Consider the following 26,999-nt stretch of genomic DNA (forward strand, 5'->3'; position numbering starts at 1 on the left):
TAAGTACTATTTTTGTGTTAATTAAATTTATGGCTTACTATTTGAGTTAACAAATTTTAAAAGTCAAAATTACTCAAAATTTATTGATGAAAATCTTAAAATTCAGCAAATATAATTTCAAAACACTAACTTTTGTGTTTTTTATAGGAATCACTTTAGTGTCCAGTGTAGCAACAGTTCACGCTCAAAGAAAATATGTTGTCGTTATTGATGCCGGACATGGAGGGAAGGATCCAGGGAACCTTGGAAATGGTTATCAAGAAAAGAAGATAGCGCTCAATGTGGCATTAGATGTTGGTAAAGAATTATTAACAGCCAAAGATGTAGAGGTAGTTTATACGCGAAAAAGAGATGTTTTTGTAGAGTTGCATAACAGAGCTAAAATAGCAAATGAGAAAAAGGCAGACTTGTTTGTTTCTATACATTGTGACTCCTATACTAAATCTCGGGCACATGGTGCAGGAACTTTTGTTTTAGGGTTGAAGGGAAATAATGGGAACTTAGAAATAGCGAAAAGAGAAAATGCCTCCATTTTATACGAGGATAACTACGAGCAGAATTATGACTACGATCCAAATTCTCCTGAATCCCTTATTGGTCTATCGTTATTACAAGAAGAAAATCTAGATAATAGTTTGCTTATTGCAGGATTGATACAAACAAATTTCTCCGAATTGAAAAGATTTGATAGGAAAGTGAAACAAGATAATTTTTTAGTGTTGCGAGAAACCATTATGCCAAGTGTTTTAGTAGAGCTTGGTTTTTTAACTAATATTGCTGAAGGACGCTTTTTAAATACTAGAAGAGGGCAAATAAAAATGGCTTCAGCTATAGCTGAAGCTATCAAGAAGTATATTAACAAGTTGAAGATGAATACTGTTGGTGAGCCGATAGCAGCGGTGCAAAAAGAAAATAAAAGTCAACCTGAAAAACCGGCAGACAAAAAAGGTGCGGTCGTTAAGAAAAAAACTATTCAAAAAGTAGTTAAAATTAAAGCCAAAGCTAAAGCTAAAGGAACGGATATAGTAAAGGTAGAAAACAAAAAAACATCTTCCGTTGTTTTCAGAGTGCAAATAGCGGCGTCAAAAAGAAAACTTTCAAAAGAAAATTTCAATTTTAAAGGATTAAAAAACATTGAATATTTATCCTTAGAAGGTTATCATAAGTATTTTTTCGGGAAAACAGATGATTTTAAAGAGGTTAAAAGGCTGTTGTTGAAAGTAAGAAAAGCAGGTCATAAGGATGCATTCGTGGTGCCTTTCAGAAATGGTGTTAAAATATCGATAAACGAGGCCCTAAAATCAAAGTAATTTAGACCTATTCTAGACACTAACTACCAAAAATTATTACTATTTTCGCTTGTAACAATATTTTTTTGCATGTCTAAGGAGTTAAAAACAGGAATCGTTGCCGTATTAATAATAACATTATTCATATGGGGGTATAATTTTCTAAAAGGTCAAAATTTATTCAGTACTCATACAAGGTATTTTTTTGTTGAGTACGAGAATATTAGTGGTTTGAATGAAGCTAGTATTGTTACTATCAATGGTTTAAAAGTTGGTAAAATCGATGAAATAAGTTTTAACTCTGATCCCAAGAGAAAAGGACGCTTGATTGTGAAGATGTTGATAGAGAATGATTTTAAATTCTCTAAAGAAAGTGTTGCGAAAATATATCCAGCTAGTTTAATGGGAGGTAAAAACTTATCCATTATACCAAGCTATAAAGGAGAAGAGGCTTCTTCTGGAGATTTTTTAAAAGGAGAGGTTGAACCAGACCTTATTTCTTCTATAAGTGATAGATTGAGTCCTAAATTGGAGCATACTATTATTGGGGTTGACTCTTTAATTTCTGGATTTAATCAAATTTTGAATCAGAAATCTAGAGAAAGTTTAAATAGAAGTGTCTTAGGCTTAGAAGGAACAATAGATGATGTTCGAAAAACACTTGCATCGGTAAAATCAATACTTGATGATAGTAAAGGCAACATTGAGGCGACGGTTGAGAATACTAAAGTAATGACAGATAATTTTTCTAAAATTTCTGAAGACTTAGCTAAAGTTAACCTAGGAGATACTGCGAAAAAACTTGAAGCTACCTTGAAAAGTGTGAATGATTTGTTAGTAGATATGAAGAGTGGAAAAGGTACTCTAGGGAAGTTAATGACTGATGAAGCAATGTATCTCAACTTAACCAATGCTTCAAAAGAATTGGAAGAGTTACTTAGAGAAATGAAGTTGAATCCAAAACGTTTTGTTCATTTTTCCTTATTTGGAAAAAAAGCAAAGCCTTATAACGAGGAAAATAAAAAAAACAATAAGTAACCACTAGATGAGTTGGATTAAGATTATATCTTTTAATGAAGCGCAAGGAAGGTTAAAGAAGTTATACCAAAAAGTATCTGGACCTAATAATAATGTTGATAATATTATGTTGGTTCATGGGTTAAGACCGCATACCATGGTTGGTCACATGGCTTTATATAAAAATGTGCTACATCACAGTAATAATACACTCCCTAAATGGTACCTAGAAACTTTAGGTGTGTACGTTAGCTTACTCAATAAATGTAATTATTGTGTTGAACATCATTTTTCGGGATTAAAAAAACTTATAAAGGATGATGAAAAATCGGAGCTTATAAGAAAAAGTTTAGAAGAGAATCGATTAGAGTTGGCGTTAAGTTCGAACTACATTGAAGGGCTCGAATATGCGAGAATATTAACTCTAAACACTACAGAATTGACAAAAAATACTATTGAGAAAATGCGAGAAACAGGGTTCACTGACGGTGAAATACTTGAAATAAATCAAGTAGTTAGTTATTTCAATTATGCTAACAGAACTGTTTTAGGGCTTGGAGTTTCTACAGACGGAGATTTATTAGGTTTATCACCTAATAGCTCTGACAACGACAATTGGAATCATCAATAAAAACTAACAAATAATAATGGAAAATTACGTACCAAACATCTTTTTTGCAATTATTTTAATAGCAGGTGTAGGATATTTTGTAATGAATGTTCGAAAACTTATTAGGAATATTAAATTGGGTAAAGCAATTGATAGAACTGATAGAAAACCAGAACGATGGAAAAATATGGCTAAAATTGCACTAGGGCAATATAAAATGGTTCGACGTCCAATTTCGGGAGTGCTGCATATAGTTGTTTATATTGGATTTGTTCTTATAAATATTGAAATGCTCGAAATCGTTATAGATGGTTTGTTTGGAACGCATAGAGTTTTTCAACCAGTTCTAGGTAATGGATTATATGGATTGTTAATTGGCTCATTTGAGGTATTGGCAATGTTAGTATTAGTTGCTGTAATTATTTTTTGGTTTCGTAGAAATATTGAAAAGGTAAAACGTTTTTGGAATAAAGAAATGGAAGGGTGGCCTAAAAATGATGGAAATATCATTTTATATTTTGAAATGGTTTTAATGTCGTTGTTTCTTGTAATGAATGCTACGGATATTAATTTTCAGCAAGCCGGAGCAGGAAATGTAATCTCTCAGTTTGTTGCACCATGGTTTAATGGATTTTCACTTGGAGAACTTCACGTAATTGAGAAAACTGCTTGGTGGTTACACATCGTTGGAATTTTAATTTTTTTAAATTACTTATATTATTCGAAACATTTACATATTCTATTGGCGTTTCCAAATACTTTTTTTGCAAATTTAAATCCAAAAGGGCAATTTACAAATGTAGCGTCCGTGACTAAAGAAGTGCAAATGATGATGGATCCTAATGCTGATCCTTACGCAATGCCAGAGGAAGGAGACGATGATGCCGAGCCAGAAAAGTTTGGTGCCTCTGATGCCACCGATTTGAATTGGGTACAGTTAATGAATGCCTATACCTGCACGGAGTGCGGTCGTTGTACCTCTTCTTGTCCTGCGAATCTTACAGGAAAAGAATTATCTCCTAGGGCTATTATGATGAAAACTCGTGATCGTGTTGAGGAAATAGGAAATAATATTGATGCGAATGAAGGTGAGTTTAAACCTGACGGAAAACAGTTGCTAGATGATTATATTACTAGAGAAGAATTGTGGGCATGTACGAGCTGCAATGCTTGTGTGCAAGAATGTCCTATTGGAATTGATCCGTTGTCAATTATAATGGAAATGCGTCGCTATTTAGTAATGGAAGAATCAGCGGCTCCTCAAGAACTAAATATGATGATGACGAATATTGAAAACAATGGAGCTCCATGGCAATATAGTCAAATGGATAGACTAAACTGGAAAGATGAATAATCAATACAGTTTAGAGACTAGAGAAATAAAGAACGTACCAACAAATTAAACAATAAAGAATTATGAACGTACCAACAATGGCAGATATGATGGCGCAAGGAAAACAACCAGAAGTGTTGTTTTGGGTAGGGGCAGCAGGAAGTTACGATGATAGAGCAAAAAAAATAACAAAAGCGTTTGTGAAAATATTACATAAAGCGAATGTAGATTTTGCGGTATTAGGTACTGAAGAAAGTTCAACAGGTGATGCCGCTAAAAGAGCAGGAAATGAATTTTTGTTTCAAATGCAGGCCATGACCAATATCGAAATATTAAATGCATATGAGGTTAAAACAATAGTAACATGTGACCCTCATTCGTTCAATACCTTTAAAAACGAATATCCAGGACTTGGAGGGAAATATGAAGTGTATCATCATACACAGTATATTAGTAAGCTGATACAGGAAGAACGTTTGTCAATAGACGACGGAGAATTAAAAAATAAGAGATTAACTTACCACGACCCTTGCTACTTAGGAAGAGCTAATGATGTATACGAAACGCCAAGAGATTTAATACGTCGTTTAGGAGTGAAAATGACTGAAATGAAGCGTCATAAATCTACAGCATTGTGCTGTGGTGCAGGAGGAGCACAAATGTTTAAAGAACCTGAAAAGGGTGATAAAGATGTTAATGTGTTACGAACCGAAGATGCTTTAGAAACAAAACCACAAATTATAGCAACTGGTTGTCCCTATTGCAATACTATGATGACTGATGGTGTAAAGTTTAAAGAAAAAGAAGACCAAATAGAAGTAAAAGATATTGCGGAGTTAATTGCTGAAGCAAATAATTTGTAAAAGGCCTGTTACTGATTCATTAATAATTTATTAAAGTGTAGAATAGAGTTTTTTTAGGATAATTTTTACATTTTATGATAAAGCAATTTGTATTTTTATAAAAAACTTTTTTATGAAAGGTACCATTATTTTACTATGCTTGTCGCTCTTACTTTTTTCATGTGAAGATGCTGGGCTTCCATTAAATTTAGGATCGGATGTACAAGTTGCTTTTAAGGTTAATAGTTCTGCAAATAATCGAAAGGGTAAAATTATAACTCACTTTATTGAGTTGTCTAATTTTAAATGTAATGATACCTTTGAAGCTTCAGAGTTGCCCTTCGAAAAAAAATACCGTGATCAGGTTAATTTTACCGCAAATTTATTTTTAGAATATAAAGATTTAAGTGAAGAACCTTTCGAAGAATATACCATTATTGTTGAATTTTATAGAGATGATAATTTAATAAAAAAAGAAATTTTCTCAATTGATAATCCACAAAAGAAAATCTCATTGAGTCATGATTTAATAAAATAAATCATAAAAACTAAATACTTTTAGTAACGAATCATATTGTATAAATTATACATGAATATGTATTTCAATGATTTGTCTATCGCTATGGTCTCGTAATCATACGAGGTAAGGTTTTTCAAGAAAACCAACTTTTCAACAAGAGAGATGTTGTCATATCTCAAATGCATTAGCATGAAATTTAAAAGAATGCTCCAAACTTATTTGGAGCTAAACTACGTGCAGCAATTTTATACCAGTTATTGTTTGAATTTTCTTTTACGGTAAATTCAAATGGTAAATGGTATTACTAATAAAATGTTTCACAACGATACGTTTAGAAGTTATTTTTTTCAAATATTGGGGGGTAGCTTACTTTTTTGCGTCTATACAGTAAATAGTCATCTCATAACCCTTTGATTTAATAGGAGATAATGTTTTGGGTAAGATTTTATAGAGATAAAGTATGAAAAAGAAATTTGAAAAGATTAGTTCTTAAAAATTTATATTAATTCAATACAGTTTTTGTAGTCTTCCGTAAGTTATAAAATAATTTTAAATTAATAGAATCATGAAGAATAAGTTGTTCTTAGTATTAATACTAATGCTAAATAATGTGCAAGCTCAAGTTTTGTATGAAGAAAATTTTAATAGCTATACTCAAAGTACAGGAATATTCGGTATAGATGGAACAAATTCAGGAGACTATCCGTCTGGAGTTACCAAATGGGTTTTGGATACGTCAGGGTCGGAACTTGATAATAATAATAATGATTATTTAAAAGTAACATCATCTATGTTAAGAGGAAGAGATCTTGACGGTGAAGCAAAAATAATATTTCAGGATGTAGATATTTCTACAGAAACAGGTGACGTGATAATTAGAATTGATGATTTAGATTTTGATATGTTAGTTAACACAAGTACTTGGTCAGGTGAAGGATATGTAGATGTTGAGTATTCTTTGAATGGAGGAGCGACATACACAAAAGTTCCGAGTTTTAATTCTGAAGGAAATGAAAATCATACCTTTTATCATAATGCGCCAACAGTAGTGGGAGATAGAAATTTTAATGATATTGAAATTCCCATATCTCAGGCTGATATAGGCAGTGCAACCAGTATTAGGCTAATGTTTAAATTAAATACTAAGGGTCCTAACCAGCGAATCGAATTTGATGAAATTGAAATAATAAGAAATTCTGTTTCACTATTTAAGGAAGATTTTGATGTGTATGCTGAGGACACAGGTTTAATAGGTACAGGTTCTACGGTATCTGAATATAAAGGAGATTATGATACTGTTACAAAATGGTCACTATCTTTGATTGACTCTGAACAGTTGTTAAATAGATATGACTTTGTATCCGTGGTAGATGGGTATCTTTTATTTAATGATGTGAATAATACTACGGTTTTTGAAACACAAACAATAGATATTGCAGGAAAGTCTAAAATCGGCTTTGAAATGGATCTTGGATTTACCAATGCAACTTATGAAGTTAGCGATTATTTTGATATCTATTATTCTATAGATAACGGAGGAACTTATACCTTAGTGCAAGATAATGGAGAGGGGCATACATATTCGGGAACAAATAATATTTCGGAAGGAGTGTTTAATTTTTCTGAAACGATTGAAGGTTTAAACGCTACTCAGTTTAAAATAAAAATTGAAGCAAAAAGTAATTCGAATATTGAAGATTATAAGGTCGATAACCTAAAAGTGTTAGCATATAATGATAATACTTTTGTTAGTGCAAATGGAGAGTGGTCTGAGGCGAGTAATTGGAGTTTGGCTAGAATACCTAATACTACGGATAATGTATCTATACCAAACGGATCAATAGTTACTTTAGATCTTGCTGATGTAATAATAAATGAACTTACTGTAGACGCCGGAGGGGAATTTATGGTAGATGAAGATAAATCTCTAACATCAAAAAAAATAGACAATAATGGTAATGTTACCATTAATTCTGGGGGCTCATTGATTATAGAAGAATCAGCAACAGGAAATAATATCACGTATAAAAGAAATTTAGAAACAGACAACTGGTATCTGATTTCTTCTCCTGTTTCAGGTGAAACTATTAATAATTTGATTGCTAATCATACTTTTGCCTCTGGGGCAGGGAGTAATATTGGTATAGGACTTTATGATAACGATGGTACAGCCTGGAATTATCTAACATTAGCTAGTACAGGAAGCGTTTTTTCTGGTCAAGGTTTTTCTGTAAAGTTGAATACCTCTGGAGATTTAAGTTTGACAGGAGCTATAAATACAACGAATATAACACGTGCTATAAGTCAGGATTCAAATAGTTTTAATTTAGTAGGAAACCCTTTTACATCTTATATTAACCTTGGAGCTTTCTTTACAAAAAACTCTTCGGTATTATCCGAGGATACAATTTGGTTATGGAATCAAGCGACCGATAGTTATGATATGAAAATGTCTGGAATTGATGGAGATTTTCAAGTAGCTCCTGGTCAAGGGTTTTTTGTAAGTGCTAATTCTAATTCTGACATCATTTTTGAAACATTTAATCAAAGTCATCAAGCTGATACCTTTCGAAGAAATCCAAATACAGAAATAAAATTAATAGCTACTCAAAGCGGTATCTCAAAAAGTACCAAAGTATACTACATAGATGGTACAACGAGAGGCTTTGATAACGGATTTGATGGTCGGGTTTTTTCAGGTGTTTTAAGTGAATATTCTTTATTCTCTCAATTAGTAGATGAAAATCAAGGAGATAACTTTGCTATTCAGTCTTTACCTAAAAACGATATGGAAAGTATTGTTGTTCCATTAGGGATAAAGGTTTCAAGTGATGAAGATATTCAATTTTCAGTTGAATGTTTAAACTTGCCGAATGATATAGAAGTATATTTGGAAGATAAAGTGAATAACGTTTTTGTAAACCTGTCTAAAGAAAGTTATAAAACTAGTGTAGCATCTAATAATACTGGAATAGGTCGATTTTACTTACACACGAGTTCTATAAGTCTTAGTAATGAAGATAATCATTTTTTACAAAATCCAAACATGTACGTTTCTGATAAAAATAAGCTAATTATCAATGGGTTACAGTCTAGAGCGGCAGACATCACTGTATATTCAATTCTTGGAAAGAAAGTAATGCAAAAAAACATTAAATCTAAAACAAATGCAATTGTAGTAGCCCTGCCTGATATTAAAAGTGGAGTTTATATTGTTGATTTGACTTTTGAGCAAGGAAGGATTAGTAAGAAAATTATTATTGAATAACTTAATGATATTATCATGAAAAAGCAGACAAAAAATAATACAGAGATATCTCGTAAAGAGGCTTTAAAAAAAATAGGTAATTATGGTAAATATACTGCTTTAACAGCTATAGGTACCTACCTGTTATTAGCTCCTAAAAAAGCACAAGCTCAAAGCCCGGAAGACCCAGGTGATGGATTTTAGTAGTTTTTAAAAAGTAAATCCACTAAAAAATGTTTCTTTTTAGTGGGTTTACTTTTTTAATATCAGTACGATAGCCTAATACTACGTACAAATATTAACTAAGGAAGGATTGTATAACGATGCTTCCTTTTTTTTATGGTAAATATTTATCTTTGAACATTATATTTTAATATGAAAAATTATATAAAAGCAGCACGTTTACGTACATTACCTTTATCTGTATCAGGTATTATAGTAGGAGCCTCTTTAGGGAATTATGATTACTTTCTGTCTTTAGGTGGACTCCGTATGTATACACCTTCAATAACAACTTCAATTTTCTGGCTAGCAATTCTTACCACGATTGGCTTTCAGGTGTTATCTAACTTTGCCAATGATTATGGAGATGGAATCAAAGGAACAGATGATAACAGAAAAGGAGAAGCCAGAATGGTGTCTTCAGGAGCCATAAGTGCGGCTCAAATGAAACGAGCTATGGTAGTGACTGCGACTTTGACTTTAATAGTTGCAGTGTCGCTTATTTATATTGCTTTTGGAAAACAGAATTTTGGGTATTCTATATTATTTTTTGTTTTAGGAATAGCCTCTATTGTTGCTGCAATAAAATATACCGTTGGAAAGTCAGCCTATGGCTATAGTGGTTTTGGAGATTTTTTTGTGTTTATTTTCTTTGGCTTACTGGCGGTAGTCGGGACCTATTTTTTATACACTAAAGAATTAAATTTCACCATATTTTTACCAGGATTTACTGTTGGACTATTAAGTATGGCGGTACTTAACTTGAACAATATGCGAGATAAGGATAACGATCAAAAATTTGGAAAAAATACGATTGTGGTTAAGATAGGAACAGAATTTGCCAAATATTATCATTACTATCTAATTGGAGCCTCATTTCTATTTGCGCTGTTGTATACAGCGGTGCGTTTTCAATCACCATTTCAATTTTTATTTGTCATTGCATATATTCCATTAGTAAAACACATATTTTTTGTAATGAAAAACAAAGAAGAATCATTGTTAGATGGAGAATTAAAAAAAGTAGCTCTAAGCACGTTTTTATTTGCTATTCTTTTTGGACTGGGACAAGTTTTGTAACTTTCAAAAAAATCACAAGAAAATGAAAAATCTATTAATTACATGTTTTTTATTTCTCATCGTTATAAGCTGTAAAGAAGGCGAGTCAATGAGGCTTGAAGAATATGGCTCAAATTATTCGGAGCAAGAAAGTGGCAACTCTGAGCAAAATAAGACTGAGTTTACTTCACAGTATCGAAAACTTATAAAAAATGGAAGAATAGAATTTGAAACAAATGATTTAAAAGTAACTAGAGACCAAATTCTTAATACTGTAAAAAAGTATAGCGGATATATTTCATCGGATAATGAATTTACCACCTCTTTTCGAAAAAGCAATGCCTTTTCAGTAAGACTTCCGGCGAGTCATTTTGATGTTTTTTTTAAGGAAATTTCTGAAGGTGTAGAAAGTTTTGATCAAAAGAACATAACGATACAAGATGTTACCGAACGCTTTTTCGATATTGAAAGCAGACTTACAAATAAAAAAGCATTAGAGAATAGATACCTAGCGATTTTAAAAAAAGCAAAAAATGTAAAAGAAATACTGGCTGTAGAGAAAGAGTTAGGTCAGCTAAGAGAAGATATTGAAGCAACTGAAGGGAAGCTTAAATACCTACAGAATCAAGTAGCATTTTCAACGATAGATATTAATTTTTACAAAAAAATATCTAGTAAGAACAACTTCGGAAAAGACCTTTTCAAAGGCATTAAAAATGGAGTGGACAATATAAAGGCATTTGCTGTTTTTTTAATGAATATTTGGCCATTTATAATTCTAATAGTTCTGTTGGTTTATCTTGCTAAGAAATGGAGAAAGAATGAAAAAAACAGCTATAATTACGATAAAAAATAAATATAAAAATATGAATATTACATTTTACGGTCACGCTTGCTTTGGTATCGATATAGAAGGAACTCATATTTTGGTAGACCCGTTTATAACAGGCAATCAAAAAGCATCGCATGTTAACATAGATGGTATAAAAGCAGATTATATTTTAATAACACATGCGCATCAAGATCATGTGTTGGATGTTGAATTAATTGCTGAAAAAACGGGAGCCATAATCATTTCTAATTATGAAATAGTGATGTATTATGGCGCAAAAAAATTAAATACCCATCCAGTAAACCACGGTGGGACCTTTAAAACAGATACCTTTTCTGCAAAATATGTAAATGCTATTCATACTTCTTCGTTCGCTGACGGAACGTATGGGGGGCAACCTGGAGGTTTTGTTATCACTGCAGGAGAGAAATCATTATATATTGCTGGTGACACTGCAGTAACTATGGACATGAAACTAATTCCAATGGTTACCACCTTAACAGCTTCTATTTTACCAATAGGAGATAATTTTACTATGGGAGTAGAAGATGCGATTATTGCAAGTAATTTAGTAGAATGTACTAAAGTTATAGGTTGCCATTACAATACCTTTCCGCCCATTGAAATAAATACTGAGGAAGCTATCGGGAAATTTTCAAAAGCTAGTAAAGAACTTATATTATTAGAAATTGGTGATTCTATTACTTTATAAAAGAATCCATTGAAATTAGTTATATGAAAACAGTAAAAATAAGTTTAGGAATTGTCATTGGATTATCAGTGATATTTTTTGCCACAGGTATTGTTGTTAATGAATTAAACTATACGGTAAAAGTAAGTGTCGATAGACCTTTGGAAGAGGTGTTTGAGTTATTTAATAACGACGAAAATCTATTACAATGGATTCCCGAATTGAAGTCTATTAAAGCGGTAAATCAAACCAAAGAAATTGTTGGAAGCACCTACCAAGTAACTATTGAAAATCAAGGACAAGAAATTATTTTAAAAGAAAAAATAGTAGCCTTTGAACCTAATAGGAACATCAAATTATATTTTAATGGTGGAGGGATGCTAAAAACCGATGATTACATCTTTGAAAAAGAAGCAGATAAAACAATAGTAACACTGCACGCGAATTGCAAAAGTAGTAGCTTTATTTTAGGATGTATCTTACCTTATGTAAAAGGAAAACTAGTAAAGCAAGATCAACAATATCTTGATAATTTTAAACAGTTTGTAGAAAATCAATAATGGTAAAAGCTAGGTATAAACAATTTATTTTAGAATTTAAACAAGCCAGTGGAACCTCTAGAGGTGTTTTAAAAACAAAAGAAACTTGGTTTTTGATTATAGATAAAGAAGGAAAACAAGGTGTTGGAGAATGTGGGTTGTTTAGAGGCTTAAGCACTGATGACAAATTAGATTACGAAGAAAAACTTAAATGGGTTTGTGAACATATAGAGCTCGGTTTAAATCTATTGTATGAATCGCTTATCGAATATCCATCTATTCAGTTTGGGTTAGAGCAAGCATTTCGTTCTTTAGAAGCCAATGATATGTTTGAATTATACCCTTCAGAATTTACAAAGGGAAAAAAATCAATAGCGATAAACGGATTAATTTGGATGGGAGATAAAGCGTTTATGCAACAACAAATAAAAGAGAAGTTGCAACAAGGGTTTACAACCATAAAAATGAAAATTGGATCTATAGATTTTGATACCGAAATAGCCCTATTACAATCTATTAGAAAGGAATTTTCCGTTGAAGAAATCGAACTTCGAGTTGATGCAAATGGTGCTTTTTCACCCGAAGAAGCTTTTGAGAAGTTAGATCGCTTATCGAAGCTAGAATTACATTCAATAGAGCAACCCATTAAAAAAGGTCAATGGCAAGAAATGGCTGGTTTATGTGAAAAAACACCGTTACCCATTGCATTAGATGAAGAACTAATTGGAATTTTCACGAAAGAGCAGAAAGAAAAATGTATTGAAACTATAAAACCTCAATATATTATTTTAAAACCAAGTTTAGTGGGAGGTTTTAAAGGAAGTACGGAGTGGATTGATACAGCTCATAAACATCATGCTGGAAACTGGATTACTAGTGCATTAGAAAGTAATATAGGTTTAAATGCTATTGCGCAATGGACCTATACGTTAAAGAACTCACTGCCACAAGGCTTAGGGACAGGGAGTTTATTTACCAATAACTTTAAAAGTCCCTTAGAGGTTATCAACGGTAGTTTACAATATAATATAGAGAAGAATTGGAACATAAATATATAAGATATGAATTTTATACAGCAAGCATATAAAGGGAAATTAGGTTTTTGGAAGTATCTTATTTACTCATTTGGTTTTATGGGATTTATGGCTTTGAATTTTATAGCTATAGAATTACTGAATATTGATCAAGGGGCTCTAATTAGAAAACAAATTCTGGAAAAGGGAAAAAATTTACTACTTATAGAGATGCTAATTCCTTTTTGCTTTTTTTTAGGCTCTTTATTTCTGTGGGTTAAATATGTACATAAACAAACAATAACCTCATTAACCACTTCCCGAAATAAAATAGATTGGAAGAGATGTTGGTTTTCTTTTTCTTTATGGGGAGGAATTACCATATTATTTGTACTGATTCAATATTTTGTGAATCCTAATTACATGCAATTAAATTTTACATCGAATAAGTTTTTAGGCTTATTAATTATAGGAATAATATTGATTCCAATACAAACAAGTTTCGAAGAGTATTTTTTTAGAGGTTATTTATTGCAAGGAATTGGAGCTAAATTTAAAAATAGAGCGCTCCCTTTGGTTGTTACATCTGTTATTTTTGGATTAATGCACTTATCAAATCCTGAAGTACAAAAGCTAGGAAACATTGTCATGATTTACTATATAGGTACAGGTTTGTTTTTAGGAATAATTACTTTAATGGATGAAGGTTTGGAATTAGCCTTAGGCTTTCATGCAGCAAACAACCTTATAACGGCATTACTAGTCACGGCAGATTGGACAGCTTTTCAAACGAATTCAATATTTATAGATTCATCCGAACCTAACGCGATGACTGATATATTAATTCCTGTTTTAGTGATTTTTCCGCTAATTCTATATGTGTTTTCTAAAAAATATGGTTGGAAAAATTGGAGTGAGAAATTACTAGGAAAAATAGAAAAGCCTTATGAAAATTCCGGATTAGAGGAAATAACAGGGTTCACTAATGAATAAGTTTTGTAATAATGCATCCTAATTTTAAGTTAAATGGGAAATCATCTGAGACAACAGATGATTTGCTATACCATGCTAAAAAGGTATCAAAAGAAGTATATACGTTTTTAAATGAATGGTTTGATAACAAAGAATACGTAACTGTTCAAACCTCTGGGTCAACGGGTAGCCCGAAACCTTTACGGTTAAAAAAAACGTATATGGTGAATTCGGCAAAAGCAACAGGAACGTTTTTTAATATAAAAGAAAACACAAATGCGTTATTGTGTTTGTCACCGAAATACATTGCAGGAAAAATGATGTTAGTGAGAGCTTTAACCTTAGGTTGGCATATTGATGTTTTAGATCCCATAGTAAATCCCCTAGAAGGAGTGCAGGACATATATGATTTCTCGGCAATGGTACCCATGCAACTACAAGCATCTTTGAGAGACCTGCATAAAGTGAAGAAATTGATAGTAGGAGGTGGAGTAGTTTCTCCTAACCTAATAACCAAAATTCAAAGTGTTTCCACCGAGGTTTTTGCTACCTATGGAATGACAGAGACCATTACGCATATCGCTGTGAAAAAACTCAATGATTTTGTCAACTCGGAAATAAATAAGGAAATAAAGGCTGTTTATAAAACCCTTCCGAATGTTGTTATCAAACAAGATGCACGAAATTGTTTGGTAATAAAAGCGCCACTAGTATGCGATCAAGAAGTTGTTACCAATGATGTGGTAACAATAATTTCAGATACTGAGTTCGAATGGTTGGGGCGCTATGACAATGTAATTAACTCAGGAGGAATAAAATTATACCCTGAACACATTGAAAAAAAAATATCGCAAATACTAGATAAACGGTTTTTTGTAGCTGGAATTAATGATGATAAACTGGGAGAAAAATTAATTTTAGTTGTTGAAGGAGGTAATGAAAACATTGATTTTAAACAAGTAGATGATCTTTCTAAATACGAAGTACCAAAAGAAGTTTTCTTTCTTAAGAATTTTATAGAAACAGAAACAAAAAAAATACAGCGTAAAAAAACACTCGATCTTTTGCTGCGCAGTTAATACCATTCGGATGCTAATTTACCGACCATAATTGGGTATGGTCAGTGCTGGTCTATAGGTAAAACACAAACATGATTATAAGGACAAGATTAGAAAAACTCTATGGTGTAATTGTTCTCATATGCACTATTCACAGGGAGCTTTTGAATACCTTTTTTCGACGTAAAAATTTGATTACTATTTTCTGAATCAGTGATTCCCATCCAAGGTTCAAAACAAATGAATGGTGCCTGATTTTTCTTTGTCCAAAAAGCCAAATACTCCCAGTTTTGCATTTCTAGATGAACACCGTGTGAATGTTTAGTTGATTTCAGCGAAACTCTTTTAGACTTGATGTTTTCAAAAATAATTGCATCATTTGCAAACAAGTCGTAGGATAATTGAATGTTACTTTTGATTGTCATTTCTTTAACCGTATTATCGCGAAAACCGGTGGTTGGATTTAAAAATAGTTGAGTAGGAGATTCATCTTTTTCAAACTCTATATAATAATCGCTAAACACCGTTTCTGGAGTTAAAGGGCAGTTAAATGCAGGATGAGCACCAATTGAAAAGAAGATTGTTTTATGATCTGTATTACTCACTTTATAGCGAGTGATTATCTTGCTTTTATTGAGCTCATAGCTAATCTGTAAAGTGAATTTGTAAGGATAATGAACCAGTGTTTTTGCCGAGTAGTTAAGTGCTAAGATAACTTGTGTATTATTTTGTGAAAGAATAGAAAACTCCATGTCTCTAGCAAAGCCATGTTGGGACAACCTATAATATGTGTTGTGCAACAAATAACGGTCATTTTTTAATTTACCCACAATAGGAAATAGAACAGGAGCATGACGTTTCCAAAAAGCAGCATCTCCTTTCCATAAGTAGTTTAACTTCGTTTTTTTTGAATAAACCTTAGATAGCTCAGCACCTAGGGTTTTTATGCTAATTTGTAAATAATCATTTTCTAAATGGACCGTCATTTATAAGGTAATTAATTTTATATGGTTACTTTTATAAGTATATACTTACAGACTTTAAATATAGAAAAACCCATGTGTTATTTGAGCGTAGTAATTAAGAATTGTTTGTGAAAAACCAAATATTATCATAATAACATGATTAACATAGTTTATGACATACATATGACTCCTTATGACATATTTTAAAATTAGGATTGTATAATTCAGCATTTTTGAAGGATAAATAAAACAAAACAATCATGAAATTATCCTTTAAATCAGCGCTAAGCATTACACTTCTATTGAGTGCTATTCTTATAAGTTCTTGTAGAAAGAAAGAAAATGAAACATACGAGAAGTCTATGAGTATAGAAGAGGAGAGTACTGTTTGCATGAGTAACTGGTTTCCACATTCGAAAACACCGGCACCAGCTGAAGGAAAAGGGAGTCCGTTTGATTCGCAAAATACACCTAACATGGTTTTCCACCAATGGTCATGGCAAAAGTTTTTATGGTTAACCAAACCAACGATTGTAGAAAAAGACAGTATACCGCTTTTTTTAAACCCAAATGCGATGTTTCAAGTAACATCGCATATGGAGGATGTTTCGGTGGAAGAAGGAGCAACTGTTGTATTAATAGATACTCTTCAGGCTGGACTCGGTGGAATTTTAAAAACAAATCCAGCATTTAATAAAAACGATATCTCTAAACCAGTTTTTTATTCCATTCATATAGATTCAATAATGAAAAAAGCGGCATTAAAGTATAAAGATTCTTTGGTGAAGGGTGAATTAGATAGAAATAATTTAGCAACATTTCCTGTTGGAGCTTTGGAGTTAAAAGCATCGTGGGTGGTAACTAGCGCTATTAGAGAAGATGAATTAAAAAAATATTACACTACCATAGCTTCCATGAGTACAGATGGAAAAGTATTTACAAAGCAGGAGGTTGCGCTTCTTGGCATGCACGTAGTTGCTGTTGTAGAAAATCATCCAGAATTTATTTGGGCAACTTTTGAACATGATCAGATAGCACCAAACTACAACTGGAAGGAAAACAAAGTTAGTTCATCAACAGATAAACTTTTGTTTGCAACAGGTACAAGCACAGATATTGATGGCATAACATGGAACGGTAAAGAAGCTGAAGAAAAATACAAGATTTTTGACCTTTTTCAATATGGAGTACCAAGAGATACTACAAATGGATTTATGAAAACAAGTCAGGAGGAGCCCGAGAATTTTAACAATATAACGAAAATTAATAGTTGTGTGAAAGCTTGCTTAATGGATGTTTGGAAAAACTATTTTTATAATGGTTCCATTTGGATTGATACGGATGGATTAACTCTTAAAGATAAAGCCAATGAAATTAATAAAATAGGTAAACACATTGGTAGTGCAATACCTAGTTCGTTGGCAAGAGGGTCATTGAATTGTGCTAATACAACTATGGAAACGTATACACAAACATTTAAAAGTAGTGTTTCTGAGATAAACGTTGATAATTTAGCTAATTGTTTTAGTTGTCATAATGCGATTAATTTTGGAACTAAAGAAAAATCGCCCTTATATCTGAGCCATATATTCAATGCTTACGTCAGTAGAGCAGAGGGCAAAACTTTTGATGAGGTTGAGGCTTTAAAAACGAAACAAGAAGTAGAAGAATTTATGACAAACATGTTAAGGTAGATATTGAGTGAAATCTATAATACTATTTCTGATGTTAATTTGATGGGAAGAATTGCTAAAATAAATACCTATTAACAGGTAATGCTCAAGTAAGAGAAAAAGAAAATGAAGGTGTAACTTCACTCAAGAATACGTATCATAGAAAGTAAAATAGCCAATAGAGCACGCAATTTTATTTTTGTCTTGTTTTGCGTTAGGTTGTTAAAAAATTAGAGCTATTTTAAAACCCAACAAAAAGCCCTAAACTTTATAACCTGACTTCGGTATTATTTTTACTTCCAAAGAAGACTTAGAAATAGTGAGATTTGATTTAAAACTAGGCAGGTTAAGCCTTTAATTCAACACCTTTTCGAGTAAAGATTGCTGTTTATCGGGCTTTGCTAAGAAAAGCAAAATGAACGGTGAGTGTAAGATAAATAGAAATCAAGGTTTTAAGATGCTTTGTTATACCATTTACCGTTTGAATTTACTGTAAAAGAAAATGAGTTTTTTTTCTTTAGGTAAGATAGAAAAATCAATAATAGTAGTAGCTATGATTTCTTTTTATATTGAAATAGAAAGGGAAAAAGGACGTTTTATTGCGGTAAATTCAAACGGTAAATGGTATAAGGCAATAGGAACTGTTAAAAATACTATCCAATCTTTTAAGTACCATTATAGATAGTCTAAAGCCTTTGATTTTAGCCAATCTTTGTTTTCGGGATGATCCTCCTTTTGGTTCATCACCTAACAAAAGCTAGAGTTAGTAAAAAAATGCGCTATGCAGTAGTATCATATCAATGTCGTTATAAATGACTAATGATGTTTTTCTCCAATTACTGGTGAGAGTTTTTATTGGTAAACTCCTTCTCAAGTCTATCTTAAAGATATCAGTAAACAAATTCTCGAAACTTAAAATAATCATTATCGATCATTCAGGGCTCCAAGCTTGTCAACATATCGTCATTCTATAATAATATCAAAATCATATGAATATCTCCATATTTACCTGAACTGAATTCAGTAGAAAAGGTATGGGAATAGATGAAAAATAGAATGGCAGTGAAGTTATTTAGAAATATGGGAATATGTATTAAAATATAACAGAAATGGCTAAACAACTTAATATAAAAAAACAACATAAATCGATGGTTGTGATTAATATACTGGAAAATCTATTGAGTATTCTTAAATTAGAAGTGGAATCAAAGAAAAAACAGGGATTGATGTCAATGAAAATCCCTGTAGATCCTTCTGTTAAAATAGGTACATTCTCAAATGGGATCACTTATTATATTAAACAAAACCCTAAACCAACCAATAAACTTGAATTACGTCTAGTTGTTAATGCTGGTTCTATTTTAGAAGATGATGACCAATTAGGATTAGCCCACTTTATGGAACACATGAACTTTAATGGAACTAAGAACTTTAAAAAAAATGAAATAGTTGATTATCTTCAATCTATTGGAGTAAAGTTTGGTACACATTTAAACGCCTATACTGGATTTGATGAAACTATTTATATTTTACCCATACCAAGTGATGATGAAGAGAAGTTAGAAAAAGGGTTCCAAATCATTGAAGACTGGGCCAATGGTGCATTGCTTACTGATAAAGATATTGATGAAGAACGTGATGTTGTTTTAGAAGAATACAGGTCTCTAAGAAATGCCGACAGCCGAATGCTTGAAAAATACCTCCCCATTGTAATGTATGGGTCAAAATATGCAGATCGACTGCCTATTGGTACAGAAAATAGTTTAAAAAGCTTTAAATATGAAAGCTTGCGTCGTTTTTATAAAGATTGGTATCGTCCTGATTTAATGGCAGTAATAGCGGTAGGTGATGTTGACGTTTCTATACTTGAAGAAAAAATAAAAGCTCATTTTAAAAAAATAACACCCTTCAAAAAACCTAAAATAAGAAGTGTTTCTCCATTACAAAATCATCAAGAAACATTTATAGCTATTGAAGCTGATAAAGAAGCTCCTTTTTCAAGAGTACAATTAATATACAAAGATCACAATGAGGCTATACCTAATGTTTCCGTAGGTGACTATAGAGTGTCACTAGTAAATTCACTATTTACGGAAATGATTAATAATAGATTTGATGAGCTACAAAACAACGAAATACCTCCTTTTATATATGGATATAGTTATCATGGTGGTACTTGGGCTCGTGGAAAAAATGCCTACCAATCGATTGCAGTGACAAGTACTGAAGGGCAATTGACAGGATTAAAAGTTCTATTAGATGAAAATGAAAGAGTAAAGCGTTATGGGTTTAAGCCAGGAGAGTTAGAAAGAACCAAAAATCATATTATTGCCAACATTGAAAAGGTCTTTAAGGATAAAGATAAAAGAGAGTCTAGAGCGATTATTGGAGACTATATAAAACATTATTTAAAACAAGATCCTATACCAAGTATTGATTGGAAATATAAGATGCACGCAAGGTTATTACCAACGATTAAACTTAACGATGTAAACAAACTTATCAATAACTATTTGCATGATGATAACCGAGTTGTGGTACTTACTGGTCCTAAAAAAACAGTAACGAAAGAACAGGTAATTGATGCATTAAAAGATGTTAAAACAAAAGATTTAAAACCATATGAAGATAAAGTAGTGGCTACTTCTTTAATGATTAAGAAGCCAGTACCAGGTACAATTATCAATACCACCAATAATAATGAACTAGCCATCACCACTCTAACACTTAGTAATGGAGCTACAGTTACGTATAAAAAAACTGATTTTAAAAATGATGAAATTTTATTTAATGCTTTCAGTTTTGGAGGTACCTCATTATATTCAGATAGAGATTTAAATGCTACAGCTTTTATCAATGAGGGTTTGGTTGAAGCTGGAATTAATGGGTATTCTAAAACAGATTTATTTAAAATGATGTCTGGTAAAATTGCAAAAGTTACTCCTTTTATCGATAGTTTTAGTGAAGGTTTTACAGGTACTGCTTCTCCAAAATACCTTGAGGATTTATTTCAAATGGTACATTTGTATTTTACCTCTTTAAATAAAGATGACAAAGCTTATAATTCGTTTATAAGCAAACAGAAAAGTTTTCTAGCAAACCTTTTAGCCAGCCCGAATTTCTTTTTCCAAAAAGAAATGGAAGACTTTTTAAATGAAGGAAACCCACGTTACATTGGTTTTCCTACTCCTGAAGCATATGACAAATCCGATTATAATTTAGCATATAAAAAGTATCAAGAGCGTTTTGCCGATGCTGGAGGTTTTAATTTTTATTTTGTTGGAAATATTGATGAAAATAAACTAGCTGAATTTGCGAAATTATACATCGGGAGTTTACCAAGTGAAAACTCGAAAAAATCATGCAAAACATTTGATTTTAGACCGTTATCTGGTGCCTTTGATAAAACAGTATCTAAAGGTAAAGATCCTAAAAGTAATGTTGGCATTATATATCAAGGAAAAGCTAACTATAACCAAAAAGAAGCGTTGGCTTTTTCTACTTTAGGCGATATTGTTAGTATTAAATTAATAGAAAAATTACGTGAACAAGAAGGAGGGGTATATTCATTAAGAACACGTGGTTCTATAGCAAAAATGCCTTACGGGTGGTTTAACCTTACCATCTCCTTTCCATGTGATCCAGACAATGTTGAAAAGCTAAAAAAGATCTCTATTGATCAAGTTGCATTAATGGTAAAAAAGGGACCTACAGATAAGGATTTGATGAAAGTTAAAAAAGCAATGATCGCTGATCATAAAGAAAACCTAAAAAAAAATCGTTATTGGCTAAATACACTAAAAAACATTGATTATCTAAAAAATAATGCAACTAACTCTTTTACTTTTGAAGATAGAGTAAATGCATTGACTACCCATGATATTCAAAATATAGCTAAAAAGTATCTAACTAATGGTCCTATTGTAGGTGTTTTAAAACCAGAGAAATAATATGCTATTTTTAAAAAAACAGTCACCTCTCACAATTTTTGTAAATAGCTGAAACTGTATTTGAACACTACTATGATGTTAAAAAAGCCTATTCAATTTGTTAAAAGTTAAACAGTCTATGTATGGTATTTAATATCTTGTTTTATCGTTCTTAATTTCCCATTTTTGAAAAGGTTCTAAAGCAATATTTCTTCCTATTTGCTCAAAAGGAATACTTCTTTTATTATATGGTAAAGAAATTTCTTTATAAATAAATTCATCGTCAAAACCAATATTGGCAGCATCGACTTTCGTACTTCCATAGTACACTTTATCAGGTCGAGCCCAATAGATTGCACCTAAACACATAGGGCAAGGCTCGCAAGAAGTATACATAATGCAGCCGTCTAACTGGAATGACCCCAGTCTGCTGCAGGCATCTCTAATTGCGGTTACCTCTGCATGCGCAGTAGGGTCATTGGTAGAAGTAACTTTATTATTACCTCTACCAATTATTTCTCCATCTTTAACAATAATACAACCGAAGGGACCACCTTCATTGTTGTTCATTCCTTTTAAAGCTGCTTTAACAGCCTCTGTCATGTATTGTTTGTGTTTGTTCATTCGTTTTCATTTAAAGATAAAAAAAACTGCAAATTAATTGCAGTTTTATGTTTTGTTTTTATTGCAAAATTATTTCAAACTTCCTGTCATCTCTTCTGGTTTAACCCATTGGTCATACTGCTCGGCAGTTACGTAACCAAGCCTAATAGCCTCTTCTTTTAAAGTAGTTCCATTAGCATGGGCTGTATTGGCAATTTCAGCTGCTTTATAATACCCTATTTTAGTATTTAAAGCGGTTACAAGCATTAATGAATTATTTAAAAGCTCGTTGATCCTTGTTTGATTTGGTACTATTCCTGCAGCACAGTTTATATCAAATGATACACAGGCATCTCCAATCAATTGTGCAGATTCTAATACATTAGCAGCCATCATAGGTTTAAATACATTCAACTCATAATGACCTTGCGTACCTCCAATAGTAACGGCAACATCATTCCCCATTACTTGTGCACAAACCATAGTTATGGCTTCTGCTTGAGTAGGATTTACTTTTCCTGGCATAATTGATGAGCCAGGCTCATTTGCAGGAATAATAATTTCACCAATTCCAGAGCGAGGTCCTGAAGCCATTAAACGAATATCGTTCGCTATTTTATTGATTGAAACAGCAAGTTGTTTTAAAGCTCCGTGAGTTTCTACTAAAGCATCATGAGCAGCTAAAGCTTCAAATTTATTTTCAGCTGTTACAAATGGAAGACCAGTAAATTCGGCAATGTATTTTGCTACCAAAACATCATACCCTTGTGGTGTATTTAACCCAGTTCCTACAGCAGTTCCGCCCAGGGCTAACTGAGCTAAATGAGCTAGTGAATTTTTTAAAGATTTTAATCCGAAGTTTAATTGAGCAACATAGCCTGAAAATTCTTGACCTAAGGTTAATGGGGTTGCATCCATTAAATGTGTACGACCTATTTTTACAACATCTTTAAAAGCTTCTGATTTTGCTTGTAAGGTGTCGCGTAACTGTTCAACGCCAGGGATCGTTACTTCTATAATTTTTTTATAGGCAGCGATATGCATTCCGGTAGGGAAGGTGTCATTCGAAGATTGCGATTTATTTACATCGTCATTTGGTTGGATAGTTTTATCACCTTCACCGATGGTGTTTCCAGCAATTTCATGTGCTCTATTGGCAATTACTTCATTTACATTCATATTAGATTGTGTACCAGAACCTGTTTGCCATATAACCAATGGAAATTGATCATCATGTTTACCTTCTAATATCTCATCACATACTCGGCCTATTAAATCACGTTTTTCTTGAGCTAAAACACCTAATTCACAATTGGTGTAAGCTGCTGCTTTTTTTAAATATGCAAATCCGTAGACTATCTCTAAGGGCATTGAAGCGGTAGGGCCAATTTTAAAATTGTTTCGAGAGCGTTCTGTTTGTGCTCCCCAATATTTGTCAGCAGGTACCTCTACCTGTCCCATGGTATCTTTCTCGATTCTATATTTCATTTCTAATGATTTAAAATACTATAAATTTATGATGACCAAAATTACAAATTCTAATAGTTTTACTCATTGATTTTTATTAGATTTTATTGGATGAAACAAAAAATAGTTATAATTTTGTTCCCGTAACAATTATTAATAAAATACAAATGTTAGATTTTTCAGAATTCTCAGGTTTAGTTTTATTCATGTTTATATTTACAGCTGGATTTTGGTTGTTAATTTTCTTGTTAACATTTGTGGTTCCTTATTGGATTGGTGGAACTATCTGGGAAAACATAAAATTAAAGAGAGAAGCTAAAAAAATTGCCGAAGGGAAGTAGGTGATTTTCTAAAATATATGAAAAGCTCGTTCATTTTGAACGAGCTTTTTTTGTTAGTATTTTTTGAAAACTGGTAATCTTAAATGTGCTGATTCGTAATGTGGTGTTTGTTGATATACAAAGTACAGCTGATCGTAGGTGTTTTTAGCAAAAGCTTCATTGGTTGTTAATTTTTCTTCAAATGCTTTTTTTACGTCTGGATGGTCCTTCAAAAATTGAGAAGCAATGTCTTCAAACACATAGGCTGAAAAACCTTCTTTTTGTTGCAATATAGTATCGAAAAAATTCCAATTAAAAAAAGAATCTGTGGCTTCGGCCTCTAAAGTTTCTAGTAAATATCGAATTCCTTTTTGCCGGGTTGGAATTAGAATGTCTCCTTTTTTAAAATCAACATTTTCCATCGTTTTATATACGGTGGTATTATAATGTAAATAATGCCCTTCATAAGGCGTTTTTCTTGTTTCGAAATTTTTTATGCGCTGATTTTCTACCAGTAAAGTAGTATCATTTTCAAAACGGGTAAACGCTATTTGATTATTTTCTAGTCTTTCAATAATTTTGTGCCAACCTTTTTGTAAGATATAAGCGCTAGGAATTGTTACTTCCTTGGAGGTAGAGAAGTTGTTGTAATACTTAATTTGTTTGGTGTAAGGTTTAGACCTATCGTAAAATAAACGTTTACCAGAGGTAACTTCACTGTCAATGTAGCTAGCCTCATACCCTTTAAACTCTAAACTAGAGGGAGCGGTTTTGTCAACTTTAAAATGGATAGGATACAATTGTCTATTCATCCAATAATTAAAAGAAGAATTCCTTATTTCTTTTATTTTTTCGCTATTTACAGAAGCAAAATCCAATGTAGAAAACATAAGTTCATATGTTTGTTCAACCCTTAGTTTATAGGGTTTTAGCATATGAGTTTCAATCATAAAACCTAAAGTGTTGAACAATGTAGTATACCCGGTAGAGTATCTTGGAGAGTCAAAAAATTGAGACCAACCTTTTTCTGGAGTAGTTCCCCAAACGTTTACATAAGGAGTTATAGGGATGTTTTTTTTAGATAAAGACAGCTCAATATATGGGCGCATTTCTGTTTCTAGAAAGAACCCTAACTTTCCTCCAAGTTTATTGTGTTGTGTAAATAAATGTGTGATTGCATACTGGTAGTCGGCTCCATTACTAACATGATTGTCAATAAATATATCAGGGTCTACCAAATGAAATATGGTTGTAAAGGTTGCTGCATTTTTAGTGTCTTGTTTTATAAAGTCTCTGTTTAGGTCGTAATTTCTAGTATTACCTCTAAAACCATATTCTTTTGGACCATTTTGGTTGGCCCTTGTATGTGAATTTCTATGTAAAGCTCCGCCGATATTGTAAACAGGAATGATACAAATTAGTGAATTTTTATAAAGTTGTTTTATCGAGTCATTTTGCACGATATTTCTTATAAGCAGCATGGAAGCATCAATACCATCTGATTCACCAGGGTGAATTCCGTTATTGATAAGAACTCTGGTTTTAGTACTTTTTTTTAATGCGTCCAAGTCGATCTTGCCATTAGCATTAAACACAGTTAAATGCAGCGGTTTGCCGGCGTCGGTTTCACCAATTTCAAACAAAGATATTTCGTTGTAACGTTTGGCTAAATCACTATAAAAAGTAATAACATCTTTATATTCTGGGGTTTCTGTTCCTTTTGATTTTTCAAACAATGTAGTAAAATCATGTTGTTCATTATTTTGCATTTGCATACAAGATGTAAATACTAGCAATAGGAGTAGTGTACATTTTTTCATTAGTTTGTATTAAGACGTATTGGTAACGTGTATTTATAATTAACCTTCTGACCTCGATCTTGACCGGGTTTCCAATGTTTCATTAGTTTGACAACTCTTATTGCCTCGTCATCACAGGGAGCGCATACCCCTCGAGCAATTTTTACATCGCGAACTTTTCCTTTTTTGTCGATTAGGAAATTTACTAAAATTCTGCCGTTTATATTGTTTTCATAGGCATATTTTGGAGTATTGTAGTACTTTTGTAAGTGCTTTTTTATACCTTCTTGTCCTCTTTTATATCTTGGGTAATGATGAACTTGTTTATAATTGAATTTTTCACCTTTATCATTCCAACTTGTTCCAGCGATTAGTTTTCCATGTTTATAATATTCTTCATAGTATTTTGAAGTATGGATAAAACCAACGAATTTTCCATGTCTTACCCCATCTTTGTAAAACCCTTTATTTAAAATACTATCTAAGACTAAAATAAAGGCACCATTCCCGTTAACTATTGTTTGTTTGCCATTAGTATCCCAAAAGTTGATTATTTTATAGTTTATAGTTTTTTTTGAAAGAGAGGCGTTTTTGGAGTAAATTCTTTCCTCTCTTGTTTTACCATTTTTGTAACAGTATTTCCAAATACCTATTTTTCTTCCTTTTTCAGTAACGCCATTTGAAGCTTTTTTGCCATTTTTATGAAAGGTAGTAAACTTCCCGTTGGAACCTCCCAATGTTTCTATAGCACTTGTTTCGTAAGAAGAGGATAAATGGAAATTTTGAGATTTTTTTGAGCATTTATAATGATTTACCTTGAAGAAGTTGATACCGTTGGTAACTTTTTTATCAGTAATGATTGAATAAGATGAAGCCTTATTTTTATGCTTGGTAATAACTCCTTTTTCATAATGAATAGTATCGCCTACCGCAAAATTTTGAGCAACACAAGAACTGGTAATAAGCAAGGTTACCAAAGATGTGTAAAACTTTGTCATG

Annotated in this window: 24 protein-coding genes; 19 read left to right on the plus strand and 5 right to left on the minus strand. The window is 32.2% G+C overall.

The annotated features are described in order from the left end of the window. The first annotated feature begins 86 nt into the window (after positions 1-86). From AC2TDS_RS18125 to AC2TDS_RS18195, 15 genes are all read left to right on the plus strand, one after another. Positions 87-1,310: an N-acetylmuramoyl-L-alanine amidase family protein gene (locus tag AC2TDS_RS18125; RefSeq protein ID WP_484736983.1), complete on the plus strand. Its 1,224-nt coding sequence runs from the start codon at positions 87-89 to the stop codon at positions 1,308-1,310. Positions 1,311-1,379: 69 nt separating this feature from the next. Next, positions 1,380-2,327, plus strand: coding sequence for an MlaD family protein (locus tag AC2TDS_RS18130; RefSeq protein WP_484736984.1), 948 nt, complete (start codon positions 1,380-1,382; stop codon positions 2,325-2,327). 7 nt (positions 2,328-2,334) lie between these two features. Beyond that, on the plus strand, positions 2,335-2,937 hold the full coding sequence (locus AC2TDS_RS18135) for a carboxymuconolactone decarboxylase family protein (RefSeq protein ID WP_484736985.1): 603 nt from the start codon (positions 2,335-2,337) through the stop codon (positions 2,935-2,937). Positions 2,938-2,953: 16 nt separating this feature from the next. Continuing rightward, complete coding sequence (locus AC2TDS_RS18140; protein WP_484736986.1) at positions 2,954-4,270, plus strand: 4Fe-4S dicluster domain-containing protein; 1,317 nt, start codon at positions 2,954-2,956, stop codon at positions 4,268-4,270. Positions 4,271-4,332: 62 nt separating this feature from the next. After that, entirely contained in the window at positions 4,333-5,112 is a 780-nt protein-coding gene (locus AC2TDS_RS18145; protein WP_484736987.1) for a (Fe-S)-binding protein, read from the plus strand. A 112-nt stretch (positions 5,113-5,224) separates the two neighbouring features. After that, positions 5,225-5,629: a hypothetical protein gene (locus AC2TDS_RS18150; protein WP_484736988.1), complete on the plus strand. Its 405-nt coding sequence runs from the start codon at positions 5,225-5,227 to the stop codon at positions 5,627-5,629. Positions 5,630-6,176: 547 nt separating this feature from the next. Next, positions 6,177-8,879, plus strand: coding sequence for a DUF8693 domain-containing protein (locus AC2TDS_RS18155; protein WP_484736989.1), 2,703 nt, complete (start codon positions 6,177-6,179; stop codon positions 8,877-8,879). Between the two features lie 15 nt (positions 8,880-8,894). Further along, positions 8,895-9,062 carry a hypothetical protein gene (locus AC2TDS_RS18160; RefSeq protein WP_484736990.1) on the plus strand — a complete coding sequence of 56 codons (168 nt, stop codon included), beginning with the start codon at positions 8,895-8,897 and terminating at the stop codon, positions 9,060-9,062. 171 nt (positions 9,063-9,233) lie between these two features. Next, complete coding sequence (gene menA / locus AC2TDS_RS18165; RefSeq protein WP_484736991.1) at positions 9,234-10,160, plus strand: 1,4-dihydroxy-2-naphthoate octaprenyltransferase; 927 nt, start codon at positions 9,234-9,236, stop codon at positions 10,158-10,160. A 22-nt stretch (positions 10,161-10,182) separates the two neighbouring features. After that, positions 10,183-10,995, plus strand: coding sequence for a DUF4349 domain-containing protein (locus AC2TDS_RS18170; RefSeq protein ID WP_484736992.1), 813 nt, complete (start codon positions 10,183-10,185; stop codon positions 10,993-10,995). 10 nt (positions 10,996-11,005) lie between these two features. After that, entirely contained in the window at positions 11,006-11,683 is a 678-nt protein-coding gene (locus AC2TDS_RS18175) for a metal-dependent hydrolase (RefSeq protein ID WP_484736993.1), read from the plus strand. Positions 11,684-11,706: 23 nt separating this feature from the next. Further along, the gene (locus tag AC2TDS_RS18180) at positions 11,707-12,222 is read left to right on the plus strand and encodes an SRPBCC family protein (RefSeq protein WP_484736994.1); all 516 of its coding nucleotides are present in this window, start codon (positions 11,707-11,709) and stop codon (positions 12,220-12,222) included. Next, complete coding sequence (locus tag AC2TDS_RS18185) at positions 12,222-13,259, plus strand: o-succinylbenzoate synthase (protein ID WP_484736995.1); 1,038 nt, start codon at positions 12,222-12,224, stop codon at positions 13,257-13,259. Before AC2TDS_RS18180 ends, AC2TDS_RS18185 begins: the two co-directional genes overlap by 1 nt. A gap of 3 nt (positions 13,260-13,262) precedes the next feature. Next, entirely contained in the window at positions 13,263-14,207 is a 945-nt protein-coding gene (locus AC2TDS_RS18190) for a CPBP family intramembrane glutamic endopeptidase (RefSeq protein WP_484736996.1), read from the plus strand. Positions 14,208-14,218: 11 nt separating this feature from the next. After that, on the plus strand, positions 14,219-15,265 hold the full coding sequence (locus tag AC2TDS_RS18195) for an AMP-binding protein (RefSeq protein ID WP_484736997.1): 1,047 nt from the start codon (positions 14,219-14,221) through the stop codon (positions 15,263-15,265). Between the two features lie 89 nt (positions 15,266-15,354). Here the strand turns inward: AC2TDS_RS18195 and AC2TDS_RS18200 are convergent, their stop codons facing one another. Further along, positions 15,355-16,230, minus strand: coding sequence for an aldose 1-epimerase family protein (locus AC2TDS_RS18200; protein ID WP_484736998.1), 876 nt, complete (start codon positions 16,228-16,230; stop codon positions 15,355-15,357). 239 nt (positions 16,231-16,469) lie between these two features. Between AC2TDS_RS18200 and AC2TDS_RS18205 the strand changes: the two genes are divergently transcribed. The 3 genes from AC2TDS_RS18205 (at position 16,470) to AC2TDS_RS18215 (ending at position 21,832) form a co-directional block, all read left to right on the plus strand. Further along, positions 16,470-17,903 carry a hypothetical protein gene (locus tag AC2TDS_RS18205; protein WP_484736999.1) on the plus strand — a complete coding sequence of 478 codons (1,434 nt, stop codon included), beginning with the start codon at positions 16,470-16,472 and terminating at the stop codon, positions 17,901-17,903. A gap of 481 nt (positions 17,904-18,384) precedes the next feature. Further along, complete coding sequence (locus AC2TDS_RS18210; RefSeq protein WP_484737000.1) at positions 18,385-18,567, plus strand: hypothetical protein; 183 nt, start codon at positions 18,385-18,387, stop codon at positions 18,565-18,567. A 424-nt stretch (positions 18,568-18,991) separates the two neighbouring features. Beyond that, entirely contained in the window at positions 18,992-21,832 is a 2,841-nt protein-coding gene (locus tag AC2TDS_RS18215; RefSeq protein ID WP_484737001.1) for a M16 family metallopeptidase, read from the plus strand. A 129-nt stretch (positions 21,833-21,961) separates the two neighbouring features. Here the strand turns inward: AC2TDS_RS18215 and AC2TDS_RS18220 are convergent, their stop codons facing one another. Continuing rightward, a complete protein-coding gene (locus tag AC2TDS_RS18220; RefSeq protein WP_484737002.1) occupies positions 21,962-22,435 on the minus strand; it encodes a nucleoside deaminase in 474 nt (157 codons plus the stop codon). Between the two features lie 69 nt (positions 22,436-22,504). Beyond that, entirely contained in the window at positions 22,505-23,902 is a 1,398-nt protein-coding gene (gene fumC, locus AC2TDS_RS18225; RefSeq protein ID WP_484737003.1) for a class II fumarate hydratase, read from the minus strand. Between the two features lie 146 nt (positions 23,903-24,048). Between fumC and AC2TDS_RS18230 the strand changes: the two genes are divergently transcribed. Continuing rightward, the gene (locus AC2TDS_RS18230) at positions 24,049-24,222 is read left to right on the plus strand and encodes a hypothetical protein (RefSeq protein WP_484737004.1); all 174 of its coding nucleotides are present in this window, start codon (positions 24,049-24,051) and stop codon (positions 24,220-24,222) included. Between the two features lie 53 nt (positions 24,223-24,275). Here AC2TDS_RS18230 and AC2TDS_RS18235 read toward each other — a convergent pair whose 3' ends face one another. Beyond that, positions 24,276-26,021, minus strand: coding sequence for a M14 family metallopeptidase (locus AC2TDS_RS18235; protein WP_484737005.1), 1,746 nt, complete (start codon positions 26,019-26,021; stop codon positions 24,276-24,278). Continuing rightward, positions 26,021-26,998 carry a TonB family protein gene (locus AC2TDS_RS18240; RefSeq protein WP_484737006.1) on the minus strand — a complete coding sequence of 326 codons (978 nt, stop codon included), beginning with the start codon at positions 26,996-26,998 and terminating at the stop codon, positions 26,021-26,023. The genes AC2TDS_RS18235 and AC2TDS_RS18240 overlap by 1 nt, the downstream gene beginning before the upstream one ends. Position 26,999 lies beyond the last annotated feature (1 nt).

It is taken from the genome of Tenacibaculum profundicola, assembly GCF_057220795.1.

Excerpts from the sequence above, each read along its gene's own strand:
- AC2TDS_RS18200 (WP_484736998.1), bottom strand. The coding sequence starts at position 16,230 with ATGACGGTCCATTTAGAAAATGATTATTTACAAATTAGCATAAAAACC.
- AC2TDS_RS18195 (WP_484736997.1), top strand. The coding sequence starts at position 14,219 with ATGCATCCTAATTTTAAGTTAAATGGGAAATCATCTGAGACAACAGAT.
- AC2TDS_RS18160 (WP_484736990.1), top strand. The coding sequence starts at position 8,895 with ATGAAAAAGCAGACAAAAAATAATACAGAGATATCTCGTAAAGAGGCT.
- AC2TDS_RS18180 (WP_484736994.1), top strand. The coding sequence starts at position 11,707 with ATGAAAACAGTAAAAATAAGTTTAGGAATTGTCATTGGATTATCAGTG.
- AC2TDS_RS18135 (WP_484736985.1), top strand. The coding sequence starts at position 2,335 with ATGAGTTGGATTAAGATTATATCTTTTAATGAAGCGCAAGGAAGGTTA.
- AC2TDS_RS18230 (WP_484737004.1), top strand. The coding sequence starts at position 24,049 with ATGTTAGATTTTTCAGAATTCTCAGGTTTAGTTTTATTCATGTTTATA.
- AC2TDS_RS18130 (WP_484736984.1), top strand. The coding sequence starts at position 1,380 with ATGTCTAAGGAGTTAAAAACAGGAATCGTTGCCGTATTAATAATAACA.
- fumC (WP_484737003.1), bottom strand. The coding sequence starts at position 23,902 with ATGAAATATAGAATCGAGAAAGATACCATGGGACAGGTAGAGGTACCT.
- AC2TDS_RS18235 (WP_484737005.1), bottom strand. The coding sequence starts at position 26,021 with ATGAAAAAATGTACACTACTCCTATTGCTAGTATTTACATCTTGTATG.
- AC2TDS_RS18215 (WP_484737001.1), top strand. The coding sequence starts at position 18,992 with ATGGCTAAACAACTTAATATAAAAAAACAACATAAATCGATGGTTGTG.
- AC2TDS_RS18185 (WP_484736995.1), top strand. The coding sequence starts at position 12,222 with ATGGTAAAAGCTAGGTATAAACAATTTATTTTAGAATTTAAACAAGCC.
- AC2TDS_RS18240 (WP_484737006.1), bottom strand. The coding sequence starts at position 26,998 with ATGACAAAGTTTTACACATCTTTGGTAACCTTGCTTATTACCAGTTCT.
- AC2TDS_RS18150 (WP_484736988.1), top strand. The coding sequence starts at position 5,225 with ATGAAAGGTACCATTATTTTACTATGCTTGTCGCTCTTACTTTTTTCA.
- AC2TDS_RS18220 (WP_484737002.1), bottom strand. The coding sequence starts at position 22,435 with ATGAACAAACACAAACAATACATGACAGAGGCTGTTAAAGCAGCTTTA.
- AC2TDS_RS18155 (WP_484736989.1), top strand. The coding sequence starts at position 6,177 with ATGAAGAATAAGTTGTTCTTAGTATTAATACTAATGCTAAATAATGTG.
- AC2TDS_RS18170 (WP_484736992.1), top strand. The coding sequence starts at position 10,183 with ATGAAAAATCTATTAATTACATGTTTTTTATTTCTCATCGTTATAAGC.
- AC2TDS_RS18145 (WP_484736987.1), top strand. The coding sequence starts at position 4,333 with ATGAACGTACCAACAATGGCAGATATGATGGCGCAAGGAAAACAACCA.
- AC2TDS_RS18190 (WP_484736996.1), top strand. The coding sequence starts at position 13,263 with ATGAATTTTATACAGCAAGCATATAAAGGGAAATTAGGTTTTTGGAAG.
- AC2TDS_RS18175 (WP_484736993.1), top strand. The coding sequence starts at position 11,006 with ATGAATATTACATTTTACGGTCACGCTTGCTTTGGTATCGATATAGAA.
- AC2TDS_RS18210 (WP_484737000.1), top strand. The coding sequence starts at position 18,385 with ATGAGTTTTTTTTCTTTAGGTAAGATAGAAAAATCAATAATAGTAGTA.
- menA (WP_484736991.1), top strand. The coding sequence starts at position 9,234 with ATGAAAAATTATATAAAAGCAGCACGTTTACGTACATTACCTTTATCT.
- AC2TDS_RS18140 (WP_484736986.1), top strand. The coding sequence starts at position 2,954 with ATGGAAAATTACGTACCAAACATCTTTTTTGCAATTATTTTAATAGCA.
- AC2TDS_RS18205 (WP_484736999.1), top strand. The coding sequence starts at position 16,470 with ATGAAATTATCCTTTAAATCAGCGCTAAGCATTACACTTCTATTGAGT.
- AC2TDS_RS18125 (WP_484736983.1), top strand. The coding sequence starts at position 87 with ATGAAAATCTTAAAATTCAGCAAATATAATTTCAAAACACTAACTTTT.